Origin of the sequence: Limosilactobacillus walteri, assembly GCF_014830205.1 — a bacterium.
GTDB lineage: Bacteria > Bacillota > Bacilli > Lactobacillales > Lactobacillaceae > Limosilactobacillus > Limosilactobacillus walteri.
The window spans coordinates 38,759-52,914 of the sequence record NZ_QORN01000005.1 but is presented as its reverse complement, the minus strand read 5'-3'; the positions used below and the strand labels follow the sequence as shown (position 1 = coordinate 52,914).

Here is a 14,156-nt window from a genome sequence, read left to right as displayed (position 1 = left end):
AAACTTTAAATAGAAGGTATTGTTTTTGTCATAAAGGATTGAGGGTGAAGATCATCAGTAAAATACAAACAAGTCCCAAAAAGTTATCTTTTATTTCAATCTACTTTTTAGGCATTAATGGTGTTATTGGTTCCGGAGCTTTCTTGTTACCACAAGTTATTTATAAAGATATGGATTTAGCAAGTGTTCTGGTTTTGCTTTGTGCTGCTATTACAGTTAGTATGGTAGCGTTGTGTTATGCAGATCTTTCTAGTCGGTTTACGGGCTCAGGGGCTGCATGGCTATATTCGTATAATGCATTTGGTCGATTTTGGGGTTATGAACTAGGTATTTTTACATGGTTTCTCGGATGCTGTACGCTTTCGGCGGAAGTTGTTGCATTGTTAACGACTCTTAAAAGTTTTCTGCCAATTTTTAATAATCATTGGGTATATTATGCTTCGGTTTTTGGATTGATATTATTATTTTCAATTATTAATTTCTTTGGGCGTACGATTGTAAAACTTGTTGATAATTTGTCATCGGCTGCAAAGATGATTACTATTATTGTCTTTATTGCCGTGGGGGCATTTTGTATTCATTTGACTAACTTTTCGCCAGTTATTCCGCATGCGGCAATGACTGGTGCGATGCCATTAGCTAAACACTTTGGGGCTGCTTTTAGCGTTGTATTCTATATGTTTACTGGTTTCTCATTTATTCCAATTGCCGCAAAGCAGATGAATAATCCTGAGAAAAATATTCCCCGGGTTTTAATTTCAGTAATGATTAGTGTAACTATTCTTTACTCCTTAATGATGCTTGTTGCCATCGGTATTCTAGGGACAAACATGGTTAAATATAGTACACCAATTGCCAATGCCTTCTACAATGGTGTCGGTCGTTGGGGATATATTTTAGTTATTGCTGGAATGCTTATTAGTATTTTTGGGGTTGCCTTTACAGCATCTTTCAATACGCCATCTCTTATTGCGTCTTTGGCAAGTGAACATGCAATGTTGCCAAAGTGGGTTGGAAAAAAGAATTCTCATGATGCCCCATGGGTTGCGATTATCTTTACTGCTATTATTTCGTTGCTCCTCGTTACACAATCATACCTATTCTTAGTATCTTGTATTGTGCTTGCTTCATTTGTTCAATATGTCCCATCAATTTTGGCCGTAATCAAGTTTAAGCACACTGAAGAATTTCCCAACCATGGCTTTAAATTACCTGGTAAATATATTATTCCTGCTTTAGCATTATTAATTTCTTGTTACATGGTAACAAACTTTACCATTAAAACGATTGCTGTTGGTGTTGTTGTAGCAGTATTAGCTGCTGTTTCTTACTTCTTTATTAAAGAAGACGAGAAACATGAAGCTCGTCATCATGCCGAATTGGAAAAATTAAAACAAAAATAACAAATCACGAAAATATCTTTATAATAGGTACTGAGGTGATTTGATGGAAATAGTAATTAACCGTGACGGACTAAAACTTTATGGCTTGCTTGAAGGAACCGCAAAGCTCAAAAATGAAACTATTGCAATTCTTATGCATGGCTTTAAGGGCAATCTAGGATATGATGATTCTAAAATTCTTTACGCCTTATCACATTATCTAAACCAACAGGGGATTCCAACGCTACGTTTTGATTTTGCCGGGGCAGGTAATAGTGATGGTAAATTTGAGGATATGACCGTTTTTAGTGAAATCCTTGATGGAATGAAAATTATTGATTATGCTCGAAATGTCATTCAAGCAAAGAAAATTTATTTAATTGGCCATTCGCAAGGTGGTGTCGTAGCCTCAATGTTGGCCGGATACTATCGCGATGTAATTACTAAGTTAGTTTTATTGGCACCAGCTGCGACATTAAAAGATGATGCTTTGCATGGTGTTTGTCAGGGAAGCCATTATGATCCTAATCACATCCCTTCAACTGTTGATGTTAATGGCTTTACAGTTGGCGGTGACTACTTCCGAACTGCTCAGTTAATGCCGATATATGAAACGGCACAGCATTATAGTGGACCGACGCTTTTAATCCACGGTGAAAATGACCAAGTAGTTTCACCAGCCGCATCGGAAAAGTACAATGTCATTATGCCTGATAGTGAATTGCATTTAATTCCAGATGAGGGGCATATGTTTAACGGTTCCCATCGGGATGAGATTCTCCAGTTAGTTGCTAGCTTCTTAAAGAATAAGGCCTAGAAGAATTATTTAATGAAATAGCAGTCTGAGAAAAAACTTTTTTTCAGTCACTGCTATTTTGTTATCTATGGTATAATTTAGCGTCAGATTGAATGAGAAAACTTAATAAAGGAGCGAGTGATTAACGATGAACTCAATTAAAGCAGCGTGTAAAACCTACTTGGTAATTGGGTCGCTGATTTTTGGAATGTTATTTGGGGCTGGGAATTTAATCTTTCCCGTGCATTTAGGCCAATTGGCAGGAAGGCAATGGCTTTTAGCAACAGGTGGCTTCCTCTTATCTGGAGTTTTTTTGCCATTATTTGCATTATTAGCTATTAGTATCACACACGCTAATGGTCTATATGAGTTAGCATTACCAAATGGGAAAAAGTTTGCCCTGATTTTCTTAGTCTTAGTACAAATTATTATTGGACCGCTATGTGCAACGCCACGAACGGCAACCGTTCCTTATACCATTGGAATAGCGCCTTATTTAAGTCGGGGGCTGCAAGGATGGGGGTTGTTAGCGTATACGGGTGCTTTTTTTCTGATCGTATATTTTTTTGCGGTACGAGAAGGAAAAATTACTGAGATTATTGGAAAAATCTTAAATCCGATATTCTTAGTTATGCTCTTTGCAATTTTTCTATTAGCCTTTATCCATCCGATGGGAAGCACGACTACGCCGCAACCGACGAACGATTACGTTGCGCATGCCTTTAGTAATGGCTTTATTCAAGGCTATAATACGGTTGACGCCTTGGCAGCCCTTGTTTTTGGGGTAACAATTATTACAGCTGTACGGCAATTGGGTTTTAAGAGCCAGCAATCTGTCTCGCTTGCAACGACAAAGGGCGGGTTAATTGGAATCCTTGGAATTGGGGTTCTCTATATTGGATTAATTTATTTAGGAACCACTAGTCGGCATCAATTTACGATTGCAGCTAACGGGGGGACGACCCTTAACCAAATAGCGCATTATTATATGGGGGACTTTGGGAATGTACTGCTTTTAACGCTAGCAACGATTACTTGTATGACGACGGCAATGGGGTTAGTCGTAGCATTTGCCCAAGATTTTCATTACCGTTTCCCGCAAATATCTTATAAGGCCTTTTTACGAGGGAATTGTTTACTATCTTTCTTGGTTGCTAATATGGGATTAGATCGGATTGTTGCATGGTCTAAACCTATCTTGATGTTTTTATACCCATTGGCGATTGTGTTGATTTTATTGGGAATATTTTCACCCCTATTTAAAGGCGCGACTTTAATTTATCGAATCACAACGGGGATAACAATGATTCCGGCCTTTTTCGACATGGTAAATGCATTTCCGCCTGCCCTTCGTAACACAACTGTTAGTACATCATTAATTCGGTTTGCGGACCGATATTTCCCACTGTATCAACTAGGGTTTAGCTGGCTTGTCTTTACAACTGTTGGACTAATTATCAGCGTTTGTATTTGGTACCCGTTACACCGCAGTCGTGTATAATATTAGTGATGAATGAAATGAGGTGGGAATATGCAACGACAATATTTAAGTATCGATATTGGAGGGACAGAGATAAAGAGTGCGTTAATTGATCACTCTGGTAATATCTTTAAGAAAAAGCATATGCCGACCCCGCGGCAAAAAGAAGAATTTTTGGGATCATTATTTCGAGTCATAAATGAAGTAGTGAATAAAATTACTGCAGTTTGTATTAGTGTTCCAGGAATCGTTAATCCTGCAGTTGGTAATGTTGAATTTACTGGTGCACTTGGTTTTATGGGACACGTTAACCTTGCTGCTTATATAGAGAGTCGCGTTCATTGTCCTGTCTATGTAGGCAATGACGCTAATTGTGCGACCCTTGCTGAGATGTGGTTGGGTAACCTTGATGGCATCCATAATGGGGCTGTGATTACTTTAGGTACCTCCATTGGTGGGGGAATCGTAATTAACGACCACTTGATTCATGGTCCGCATTTTCAAGCGGGTGAACTCAGTGCGATGATAATTGACCATGATGCGCCTAAACTTCATTATTCCACGATGGGTGCAACAACTTCGGCGGTAAAGATGATCGAAACGATTGCTGATACGTGTGACCTAACAAAGAGGACAGATGGACGACGTGTTTTTGAAGAAATAAACCGTCATAATCCAGTCGCGTGGTCGCTTTTTGAAAGTTTTTGTCACCGCATTGCTGTTTTGATTTTAAATGTGCAAACAGTTGTTGATTTAGAACGGGTTCTTATTGGCGGAGGAATCAGTGCTCAACCGATTTTAGTTGAGGAAATCAAGCACCAGTTTAGTCTTTTGCAAGAAGGAGACTACCGCCTTCATGATGATGTCACGATGCCAGAGATTATGGCTGCCAAGTTTGGCAATGAAGCAAACTTACTTGGTGCATTATATGGACTATTACTAACAATTGAATAATAAAAAATCGCAGTTCTAATGGGAAGTTAAACCACGAGAATTGCGATTTTATTTTCTATACGGAAAATGTGCCATTGAGGGAACTTCATCCCATGGCACGGGGAAGCCTGCTCCATGAGCACAAAATACTGAATCCGGCGTATTATCTAAATCAGCTACTGGGTCGTAGTTAGCATTAGTAATAATTTCCGCAGCATTGTGACACGGTTGGTAACCATCAACAACTAGGTCGAGCTGGCCTTGACCATGACTATATGCTCGTACTTCTGCTGCATAGTCTCTCATTGAAGCAACAGGAGCCTTACCAGTAATCACTGCCATTTGGTTACCGTTAGGCTCACTAAGCTTAAATGTCCCATGCATCTGCTGAATATCATTGATTGCCCGGCCGACTTGCTCGTTTGGAATAGCAACGCGGAATGAATACCATGGCTCAAGTAATTGACAACGGCCTCGTTGCTTTAGCTCCATTAGCCCCTGACGGACAGCGCGCCAGCTAGCTTGGCGAAAGTCACCGCCTTCTGTATGTTTGATATGGCCGCGGCCGCCAATAAGAGTAATCGCTATATCAGTTAGTGGTGCTCCGATCAAGACCCCGCGATGATCTTTGGCTTGGAGGCTTGTTAAAATTTGGTGCTGCCAATTACGGTCAAGAATATCAAGACTACAGTCGCTAGTGACTGTAATTCCTGTTCCGCGTTTGCCTGGCTCTAATAATAAATGTGCTTCAGCATAATGACGAAGGGGTTCAAAGTGACCAACTCCTTCAATTGAATCAGTAATTGTTTCTTGATATAAGACGGTACCCTCATTAAAACTAACTTGTAGATTATAGTGTTCTTTAAGTATTTGCTGCAGAATTTGCAGTTGAACTTCTCCCATTATTTGAACATGGATCTCCTTGATATGCGGATGCCAGGATACTTGCAACTGGGGATCTTCGTCTTCGAGCTCTTTTAAGGCTTTAAGGCAAGCATGAAGATCAGCATCAGCAACCTTAACTGCATAATTTAAGACCGGTTTAATTAGTGGGGCAGGCAGGTCTGCGCATGAACCTAGGCCTTGCCCTGGATAGGTAGTGGTAAGGCCGGTAACAGCACCTACTTGTCCGGCAGGGAGCGCTTGACAGGTTGTGAATTTAGCTCCATTGTATATACGAATTTGGTTTACCTTTTCATCATTTAACAAGACGGTTTTCGCTGCTAGCGTACCTCCCGTTGTCCGGATCCAACTGAGCCGGTTTCCTTTATCATCATGGGAAATCTTAAATACACGGGCGGCAAATTCAGAAGAGAATTGCGAAACAGTGCACCACTTTGCAAGACCTGTGAGCAAGTTATTGATCCCGCTTAGTTTAAGAGCTGCTCCTGTAAAGCAGGGAAACACTTTTCGTTGCTTAATCAGGAGTTGAATCGTTTGCTCATCAACTTTACCGGTGTTGAGGTAATTCTCAAGGACAGAGTCGTCTTGCATTGCAATATTTTCTAGCGTTTCGGCAGATAAGTGATCAGCGAATTCAAGGCAACCAGTCGAAAACTCAGCTTGTAGTTGATTAATAACCGCAGATGGATCAGCCCCGACAACATCACTTTTATTAATGAAGATAAAGGTCGGAACAGCGTATCGTTTAAGCAGCCGCCATAGTGTTCGTGTATATCCCTGAATCCCATCAGTTGCAGAAACAACTAAAATAGCATAATCAAGGACTGGCAGGACTTGCTCTGTTTGACTAGCAAAATCAACGTGTCCCGGGGTATCTAAAAGCGTTAGTGTGAGATCGTTATAAACTAGTTTTGCTTGATGAGTAAAAATAGTAATCCCGCGTTGCTTCTCTAAGGCATTGGGGTCAAGAAAAGCATCGCCATTATCAACCCGGCCTAATTTACGAATGGCCCCTGTTTGATACATTAGCGCTTCAGTGAGGGTTGTCTTTCCAGCATCAACGTGGGCAACAATTCCAGTTACGATTTGTTTCACCACTGTCACCTATTTAACATGGTCATTTTTACGAACGACAAGTACGTCACAATGTGCCATCCGACTGACATAATGAGTAACAGAACCAAGGACAAATCGTTCGAGGCCGGAAACGCCGGTCGCACCAAGTACAATTAAGTCGGTATTATGGTCAGATGGGAATTCGTGTGCAATTACTCGTTTGGGATTGCCGAAACGAATGTGAACATTGACATCTTTAACCCCGGCATCAACTGCACGCTGCTTAAGATCGTCTAACCGTTCTTTTGTAGTTTTAACAATATTATAAGTTTCCTCATTACTTAAGGCTGCATTACTATAGCCATCGGTTAATTGGGTGACTTGTACAATCCGTAGAATATCTAAACTAGCATGATTGCGTAATGCCGAATCAATTGCACTCTCTAGAACGTTACTTGTAACTTTTGAACCGTCAACGGCAACTAGAATATGTTGGTATTGGTATTTTTCTGTCATAATACGACACCTCCGAAAGTTTATACCTTTATTATAAAATGTTTTTATCGCAAAAAGCTGTAAAAAAGAAAGTATTTTCTACTTTATCAATAAAATGTTGCAAACGCTTTCTAAAAGACGTAAACTACATTTGGATGAATAAATGACAAAATATTAATTTTAGTCTATTATTGTTGATGTTTTCACAAGAGAGGTGCTGTAATATGCGTTTTGTTTCAATGACTTCCCATAATATTGGGATGAACTTAGCAACCGAACAATATTTGATGAACAATAAAGATTTTGGCAATGAGCCGCTAGTCCTATTCTATTATGAAGAACCATGCATTATTGTTGGACGGAATCAAAATACACTCGAAGAAATCAACCATGATTACGTTAAAGAACATAATATTCGGGTAACCCGTCGTTTATCAGGTGGCGGAGCTGTTTATCAGGATTTGGGAAACTTGTGCTTTAGTTTTGTAGTGCCGAGCGATAGTGAAGAGTTTGGCGACTTCAAATCATTTACCCAGCCAATCGTGGACGTTTTACACCAAATGGGAGCCACGACTGCCGAAGTTAGTGGCCGGAACGATATTTTAGTAGACGGAAAGAAATTCTCGGGGAATGCAATGTACTCGCGGAATGGTAAGACATTCTCCCATGGAACTCTGATGCTTGATGTCGATCTCAGTGTTGTAGCAGATGCTCTTCACGTAGCTAAGGATAAGATCGCTTCTAAGGGAATTAAGTCAGTACGTTCAAGAGTTACTAACCTTCGTCCATATTTAGATGAAAAATATCAAGATATTGATGTTCCAACTTTCCGTGATGAGTTAATCAAAGGTCTTTTTCATGTTGATAATTTAGATAAAATTAAAGATAAGGAATATATCGTCACCCCAGAAGATCAAAAGGAAATCGACAAAATCTACGAACAGTACTATAACAACTGGAACTGGGTTTACGGTAAGTCCCCAGAGTTTACGATTAAGCGTCGTAAGCACTTTGAGATGGGAACAATCGATGCGCGGTTTGACGTTAAAGATGGAATTATTAAGAATGTAAAGTTTTATGGTGACTTTTTCGGCCCGCAAGATATCAATGGATTAGCCCAGCAGTTGCAAGGTGTAAAATATGACCATGATGCTATTGAAGAGGTCCTTAAAGAAGTTGGTACACAACAATATATAACCGGGATTCCGACTGCAGAAATAGCTGACTTATTAGCATAATTGAGCTTTTAAACGGAATTTAGTAGAATTAGGAGTGTGATTAATGTCACATTCCTTTTTAATTAATGAATGTGATAAGGCGCTGTTAGAGCGAATAAATAGGAAAGTTGGCACATTTAATGAAAAATAGGGAAAAAGTTGTTATTGTAACGTCAGTAGCAGCAGTAATAGCATTAATTTTAGATGCGGTTATGTTCGTTCAACATGGACAAAGTTTAACTTCACCGATGGTTTGGCCACGGTTAGTGTTCTTTATTATTTTAGCAGCAGCAGTTAGCGGATTAGCTTTCTTAAAGATGCGGTTTTGTGGCTATGCTACGGTCTTAGTAAACTTATACTATGCAATTGCTAGTTTCGCCGCGTTCCAAATGGTTAGTCCACGGATGAGTGCTTACGGATTGTTTATTCAAGCATTTAGTATTGTGGGGATTTTAGTTGGAGCAGCCGGTGTTTATTACGGGGCCAAGCAGCGAGCTGATTATACTAAAGATAAAATTGAAAAAATGAAGGAGCAATTGAAAAAATGAAAATGTCAGTAGCCGATTATTTGTCGCAATTGACGAGCGATCAGGTTGTGACGGAAGAAGTCGAGAAAACAGCTGCACAAGCACAACAAAAAACGGTTTTAACAACTGCAATAAAATTTATGATTGAACAGTTGGATACTGGTCACCTTGGTCAATATAAGATGACAATTAAAATGAAGAAAGGCGATCCGGTTAACTTTCAATTAGAAACAAACTTAATTAATGTACCAATGGCAGAAGCGGAGCGACTTGATAGTAAATTGCTAGACAGTGAACTGGAATACCCGGTAAATCTCTATCTGGTAATGGAGAGCGAGGACATTAATAAGTCTGGACTACGCATTGATGAATTGGCAAATGAAACTGATCAGGGTGGTAAAGTGACTGAATTAGTTACTAAGGCCCAAGAATGGATGGCCGAACACCTTGCAGATATTGTCGAAGCACGTGCATAATATTTGCATTAAATGGGTTGGTATGATAAATTATAATTTGCGATGAGTCGAGAGGTCTGGTAGCGACCCAAAGAGCTATCATTGACATTTTGACAGTGGAGCACATTAACTCACCGGATTGTGAGGTGCTCGGTTAGTTGCGAAGTGGACATCGTAACTAACCTGAGATAGTATCAATACACCAAAAGAGCGTTATGACATTTAGTGTGTCGTAGCGCTCTTTTTTTACTTCTTTAATTTGTAATAAATTAAAATGAGGAATGGAGAGATGGTGATAATCAAGGTTACACCGAACATGATTAAATGATTGTCGCTAAAGTGATTTATATTTGCGTAGATATAGTAACAAGGAAAGAATTTTTGAATGGTGGTAAATAATTTCGTAAAGCCGTTAGTTAGAGAGAAAGAATTCCAAGGAATTATGAAAAGCATAAGGATAAACATGATTGGTGTTCCCCCTGCATCAACAGTCGGCGTGTCAAAGATTATGCCAATGGTAAAGCCGATGATGCTTAAATAAATACCAAGAATATTAATAAGGAGGATACTGACCAAATTAACTGCCGTAAATGTAATAGCGCGAAGAATTACGGCAAGAAAGATAATAATTGCAGTAATTAAAAAATTGACAATTAGTTGGGTGATTAACTGGGTGAACATATAGCGCCAAATTGAATAGTGGCTGATATGAGTTTGTAGAAGGTAGAATTGTTTACCGCTACTAATTCTTTTGCTAAAAGTAACGATAGAATTGCCAAGGATACCCATTAGAAGAGCAAGTAATAATAAGCCAATTTGATATTTCTCATCATGTGAAACTACTGGAGCAATAACCTTAATCATAAAGAGATACCAGATACCCGGTAATAAAATCGTGAATAATATAAATCGACTGTTACGTAAAACTTGTTTTAGTTGGATTGTTGTAATACTCATATGAAAAACTCCTATTAGTTGACTTGCCGATACCATTGTTCAATGGTTTGATTATGCTGATGAATCTCTTTGACAGATATATCATGACTTATTTGGCCGTCTTTAAGCAGTAATACGCGGGAGAAAAACTTATCAATTTGATTAAAATCGTGGGTGATAACCATGATGCTTCCTGTGACTTGGTCAATGAATTGCCAAAAGTAATCAATTGATTCTAGATCCATCCCGACTGTTGGTTCGTCTAAAATTAACAGTTTTGATTGGCGAAGGGTACTGATAATTAGGGAAAGACGTCGCTTTTGTCCACCGGAGAGTTTTGCAACCAAAGTGTTTTGCTGAGCTTTGAGGTTAAAACGTTCAAGGAGGCGGTTGATTCTTTCTGGATTATGAACCTTATTGATTCGAGTTGCCAAAGCAACTTGCTCTTTGACTTTTAGCGCAGGAATTAATAAGTCATTTTGGGGCATAATATTAAGAAAATCCTTCTTATTGATTTGCCACTCAATAGTGCCGCTAGTTGGTGTAAGAGCATTTTCGATAATCCTGACTAAGGTCGTTTTACCGGCACCGTTACTACCGAGTAGTGCAATTCGTTCATTATTAAAGATACTAAGGCTGACGTCTTTAAGGACAGGAGTATTAAAATTCATTGCGACATGTTTGAGTTGTAAAATAAGGTTATTGTGGTTAGGAATTCCTAAAATTAGGTAATCTAAAGACACTTTAAAAATCCGTGCTAATAAAATAAGTTTATCGATGCTAGGATCGGCATCACCGTTTTCCCATTTGGAAACTGCTTGACGGGAAACATAAAGTCGCCTAGCTAACTCTGTCTGCGATAATTGTTTTTCAGTACGTAGTTTGAGTAATTGTTGGGGAAATGTGTCTTGCATCGTAAGGCTCCTTTGTAAAAATCTATATTTAGAATTTTATTGCTGATATTAAAAAGGTCAATAGAATGCCTAGCAAATAGTGGATGCTCAACTTGCTACTGTTAGTTGCGGTGATATTTCCCGGGAAATAGGGTGTGATATCCTGTAAAGCAAACAAAAAGGGCTCAAGTGTCCGGCCTTTTCGAACGCTAGAGCTCTTGATGTACTGTGCTATAGAGTATTCAACTATATAGGATAGGGGTCTCATATCACAGTTCCTTGATATTTTAATAGTTGCGCATACCGGTATATCGGCGGCTGAGAATAATTACAAGCACGGTGGCCAAAAGTCCGTAAAGAGCACCAACATATCCTAAATTACTCATTGCCGTAAAGGTAACAGCTTGCGAAGCAGTGAATGAACCTAAAGAAATACCAATATTGGCAAAAATGGAATTTAATGAGGAAGCAAGATCAAGTGATTGCGGATACTGCTTTTCAGCAATGTCAAGGAACATTAACTGGGTAGACGAACCATAACAAGAAAATGCCACACAAAGAACGGCGACAATGATAATTGCACCCCACTTGAATGGAAGGGCAGGGCCGAAGATAAGAAATAAAACAGTCATGGCTGCATAGATCCCGCTAAGCCGATGGACGCCACCGCGATCAGCAAGATAGCCACCGAATTTATTACCAATGATGAAGAAAATCCCCATTCCAAATAAGAGCCAGTTCAACCAAGTATTATCAAAGCCCATCTCGTTAGTAATCAATGGACGAATATAAGTGTAGACCGTATAATCAGCCGCACAGACGGCGACAATAAAGCAGACGCCAAGAATAATCCGCGAGTCCTTAAAGAGGACAAATTGTTTACTAAGGGTGCTCTTGAATTGTGGCGTATCTCGGGGAACTAGCCAAATCAAGGCAATAAAGACGATAATCGTAATAACTGAAATCATCCAAAAACTATCATGCCAAGACAGAGTGGTACTAATAACGGTGCCGATTGGAATTCCAATAACCGAAGCAATACTAAAACCAGCAAAGACCCACGAAACTAGACTAGCTCGTTTTTCGCGTGGAGCAACATAGCTGGCCATTACTAAAACCATTGAAATAATTGCTCCGGCAACACTAGCGGTTAAAATTCGTGATAATAGCATTGAAATAAAATTAGATGCCATGGCGGTCCAAGTGTTGCCAATAAAGAAAATAACCATAAGAACTAATAAGACATGATGACGACGCCAGCGACTTGCCATGGAAGTAATAAGTGGTGTGAAAATTGCATAGACTAAAGCGAACACAGTGACAAGCAGTCCTAATCGTCCTAATGAATCATGATAATCATGAGCAACGTCTGGTAAAACGCCGACAATCATATATTCATTACATCCGAGCATAAAGGCAACAAATACAAAAAGAATTGCCTGCAAACGATACTTCATAAAAGACAAAACCTCCTTAATTATGTGAAAAAATCAAACTCATCATATTGTAATCAATTTGGTTCTCGATTGCTAGTAGCAAAACAGCAGAACATTTAACTTGATTAAAACGCTTACTTTGACGAGAATGTAAATGATAATGCTTTTTAGTGAGAGGTGACAAGGAGAATGCTTAATAGTGTTAATGAAATTTTTCATACGTTTGGGGCAAGTGTCGTAGTTCCAATAATTATTTTTGTGATTGCTCTATTACTGCGGGTAAAACCGCGAACAGCAATGATGAGCGCATTTTATGCTGGAGTTGGTCTTACCGGATTTACGTGGATTATCTCTGAGTTTACGCCAGTTATTACTAAAGTTGTCCGTCAAATGGTCAATAATACTGGAATCAAATTACCAGTTGTTGATATTGGGTGGGAAGCGGGCTCATTGGCCGCTTTTGGCTCGACGGTGGGGTTAACCTTTTTTGTTTTTGGTTTGTTAGTTGAGCTGGTGCTTTTTATTTTGGGGATAACTAAAATCTTTCTCCCTTCTAACATTTGGAATAATTTTGGCTATATGATTTGGGGAACATTAGCATTTTATGCTACTCATAATTATTGGTTATCATTAGGCCTTGAATTTTTTATGTTGCTTTATTCCTTGATATTAGCTGAAATTCAGGCTGATCGTTGGTCTAACTACTACGGAATTGAGAATACAACTGTTGATGCTCTTCATAATATTGAGCAAGTTGTGCCTGCTATCTTACTTGATCCGCTCTGGAACTTACTCGGATTTAATAAGGTTAAAATGACGCCGAAAGATTTTAAGAAGAAACTCGGTGTTTTTGGCGAACCGATTACAATGGGGATGCTCTTAGGGCTGATTTTGGGAATTCTCGGTAATTTATCGTCATTAGGGACAATGCGTGCTTGGGGCCAGATTACAAAAGTAGCGGTGCAATTAGCAGCCGTTATGGCGATTTTCCCGTTGATTACCAAGGTCTTTGCACAGGCATTTACGCCGTTATCCGCAGCAATTGATGAGCAGCAAAAGAAAAAGACGCATGCTAAACAAGATAATCGTTATGATAAAAAACGGTGGTTCTTAGCAGTCGATGATGGTGTTGGTTATGGGGAATCTGCAACGTTGATTTCGGGGATTATTCTTATTCCGATTATGGTTTTAATGGCATTTATTTTGCCAGGAAATAAAACATTACCGGTTGTTGATTTGATTGCAATCCCGTATATGGTTGAATCAATCGTTGCGATTACCCGTGGAAATATTCTTAAGGTTGTTGCTACAGGTGTCGTGTGGTTTAGTCTCGGATTATATGCTGCTAGTTGGCTAGGGCCAATTTATACTGGAGCAGTGGCTCATTATGGTGTTGCTATTCCAACAGGGGTCGTAATGGTGACTAGTTTTAACTTAGTTGCCCGGCCGCTAAATGCCCTCGTATTTGCTGCTTTCATTTCCGAAAATCCGCTGTGGATTACATTAGCGATTATTATTTATCTCGTGCTATTATTTGGGTTACGCAAGTATCGTCCACAAATTTGGCAGTACCTCAATAAGATGGCGGCGAAGAATGCGTAGGAGAAGTGCTATAATATAACTTATAAAAAATAAGGAAGGCGCGAT

Annotated in this window: 13 protein-coding genes; 8 read left to right on the top strand and 5 right to left on the bottom strand. The window is 39.3% G+C overall.

What is annotated here, in order from left to right:
* Positions 1-53 precede the first annotated feature (53 nt).
* The 4 genes from DTK66_RS01465 to DTK66_RS01450 all read left to right on the top strand — a co-directional run bounded on the left by DTK66_RS01465 (position 54) and on the right by DTK66_RS01450 (position 4,612).
* Entirely contained in the window at positions 54-1,403 is a 1,350-nt protein-coding gene (locus tag DTK66_RS01465) for an APC family permease (RefSeq protein WP_370649458.1), read from the top strand.
* A 43-nt stretch (positions 1,404-1,446) separates the two neighbouring features.
* Positions 1,447-2,199, top strand: a complete 753-nt coding sequence (locus tag DTK66_RS01460) for an alpha/beta hydrolase (RefSeq protein WP_191667542.1) — start codon at positions 1,447-1,449, stop codon at positions 2,197-2,199.
* A gap of 127 nt (positions 2,200-2,326) precedes the next feature.
* Positions 2,327-3,679: a branched-chain amino acid transport system II carrier protein gene (gene brnQ / locus DTK66_RS01455; protein ID WP_191667541.1), complete on the top strand. Its 1,353-nt coding sequence runs from the start codon at positions 2,327-2,329 to the stop codon at positions 3,677-3,679.
* Positions 3,680-3,709: 30 nt separating this feature from the next.
* Positions 3,710-4,612, top strand: a complete 903-nt coding sequence (locus tag DTK66_RS01450; RefSeq protein WP_191667540.1) for an ROK family protein — start codon at positions 3,710-3,712, stop codon at positions 4,610-4,612.
* A 48-nt stretch (positions 4,613-4,660) separates the two neighbouring features.
* Here DTK66_RS01450 and DTK66_RS01445 read toward each other — a convergent pair whose 3' ends face one another.
* Both DTK66_RS01445 and DTK66_RS01440 read right to left on the bottom strand, forming a co-directional pair.
* A complete protein-coding gene (locus tag DTK66_RS01445; protein ID WP_191667539.1) occupies positions 4,661-6,589 on the bottom strand; it encodes a GTP-binding protein in 1,929 nt (642 codons plus the stop codon).
* 9 nt (positions 6,590-6,598) lie between these two features.
* Positions 6,599-7,066 (bottom strand): universal stress protein, encoded by a 468-nt coding sequence (locus DTK66_RS01440; RefSeq protein WP_191667538.1) that lies wholly within the window; start codon positions 7,064-7,066, stop codon positions 6,599-6,601.
* Positions 7,067-7,269: 203 nt separating this feature from the next.
* Here DTK66_RS01440 and lplA point away from each other — a divergent pair, with 203 nt between their 5' ends.
* The 3 genes from lplA (at position 7,270) to DTK66_RS01425 (ending at position 9,265) form a co-directional block, all read left to right on the top strand.
* Positions 7,270-8,283, top strand: coding sequence for a lipoate--protein ligase (gene lplA, locus DTK66_RS01435; protein WP_191667537.1), 1,014 nt, complete (start codon positions 7,270-7,272; stop codon positions 8,281-8,283).
* Between the two features lie 119 nt (positions 8,284-8,402).
* Positions 8,403-8,810 (top strand): hypothetical protein, encoded by a 408-nt coding sequence (locus DTK66_RS01430; protein WP_153929729.1) that lies wholly within the window; start codon positions 8,403-8,405, stop codon positions 8,808-8,810.
* Positions 8,807-9,265, top strand: coding sequence for a hypothetical protein (locus DTK66_RS01425; RefSeq protein WP_153929728.1), 459 nt, complete (start codon positions 8,807-8,809; stop codon positions 9,263-9,265). Before DTK66_RS01430 ends, DTK66_RS01425 begins: the two co-directional genes overlap by 4 nt.
* A gap of 225 nt (positions 9,266-9,490) precedes the next feature.
* Here the strand turns inward: DTK66_RS01425 and DTK66_RS01420 are convergent, their stop codons facing one another.
* The 3 genes from DTK66_RS01420 to DTK66_RS01410 all read right to left on the bottom strand — a co-directional run bounded on the left by DTK66_RS01420 (position 9,491) and on the right by DTK66_RS01410 (position 12,530).
* A complete protein-coding gene (locus DTK66_RS01420; RefSeq protein ID WP_191667536.1) occupies positions 9,491-10,201 on the bottom strand; it encodes a lantibiotic ABC transporter permease in 711 nt (236 codons plus the stop codon).
* Between the two features lie 14 nt (positions 10,202-10,215).
* Complete coding sequence (locus tag DTK66_RS01415) at positions 10,216-11,094, bottom strand: XRE family transcriptional regulator (RefSeq protein WP_191667535.1); 879 nt, start codon at positions 11,092-11,094, stop codon at positions 10,216-10,218.
* A gap of 266 nt (positions 11,095-11,360) precedes the next feature.
* Positions 11,361-12,530: an MFS transporter gene (locus DTK66_RS01410; protein WP_191667534.1), complete on the bottom strand. Its 1,170-nt coding sequence runs from the start codon at positions 12,528-12,530 to the stop codon at positions 11,361-11,363.
* Between the two features lie 168 nt (positions 12,531-12,698).
* On the opposite strand from DTK66_RS01410, the gene DTK66_RS01405 reads away from it, so the two are divergent.
* On the top strand, positions 12,699-14,111 hold the full coding sequence (locus tag DTK66_RS01405; protein ID WP_191667533.1) for a PTS galactitol transporter subunit IIC: 1,413 nt from the start codon (positions 12,699-12,701) through the stop codon (positions 14,109-14,111).
* Positions 14,112-14,156 lie beyond the last annotated feature (45 nt).

What these genes read in the sequence shown, in the direction of transcription:
- DTK66_RS01460 (WP_191667542.1), top strand. Translation starts at nt 1,447, where the DNA reads ATGGAAATAGTAATTAACCGTGACGGACTAAAACTTTATGGCTTGCTT.
- brnQ (WP_191667541.1), top strand. Translation starts at nt 2,327, where the DNA reads ATGAACTCAATTAAAGCAGCGTGTAAAACCTACTTGGTAATTGGGTCG.
- DTK66_RS01450 (WP_191667540.1), top strand. Translation starts at nt 3,710, where the DNA reads ATGCAACGACAATATTTAAGTATCGATATTGGAGGGACAGAGATAAAG.
- DTK66_RS01440 (WP_191667538.1), bottom strand. Translation starts at nt 7,066, where the DNA reads ATGACAGAAAAATACCAATACCAACATATTCTAGTTGCCGTTGACGGT.
- lplA (WP_191667537.1), top strand. Translation starts at nt 7,270, where the DNA reads ATGCGTTTTGTTTCAATGACTTCCCATAATATTGGGATGAACTTAGCA.
- DTK66_RS01430 (WP_153929729.1), top strand. Translation starts at nt 8,403, where the DNA reads ATGAAAAATAGGGAAAAAGTTGTTATTGTAACGTCAGTAGCAGCAGTA.
- DTK66_RS01425 (WP_153929728.1), top strand. Translation starts at nt 8,807, where the DNA reads ATGAAAATGTCAGTAGCCGATTATTTGTCGCAATTGACGAGCGATCAG.
- DTK66_RS01420 (WP_191667536.1), bottom strand. Translation starts at nt 10,201, where the DNA reads ATGAGTATTACAACAATCCAACTAAAACAAGTTTTACGTAACAGTCGA.
- DTK66_RS01415 (WP_191667535.1), bottom strand. Translation starts at nt 11,094, where the DNA reads ATGCAAGACACATTTCCCCAACAATTACTCAAACTACGTACTGAAAAA.
- DTK66_RS01410 (WP_191667534.1), bottom strand. Translation starts at nt 12,530, where the DNA reads ATGAAGTATCGTTTGCAGGCAATTCTTTTTGTATTTGTTGCCTTTATG.
- DTK66_RS01405 (WP_191667533.1), top strand. Translation starts at nt 12,699, where the DNA reads ATGCTTAATAGTGTTAATGAAATTTTTCATACGTTTGGGGCAAGTGTC.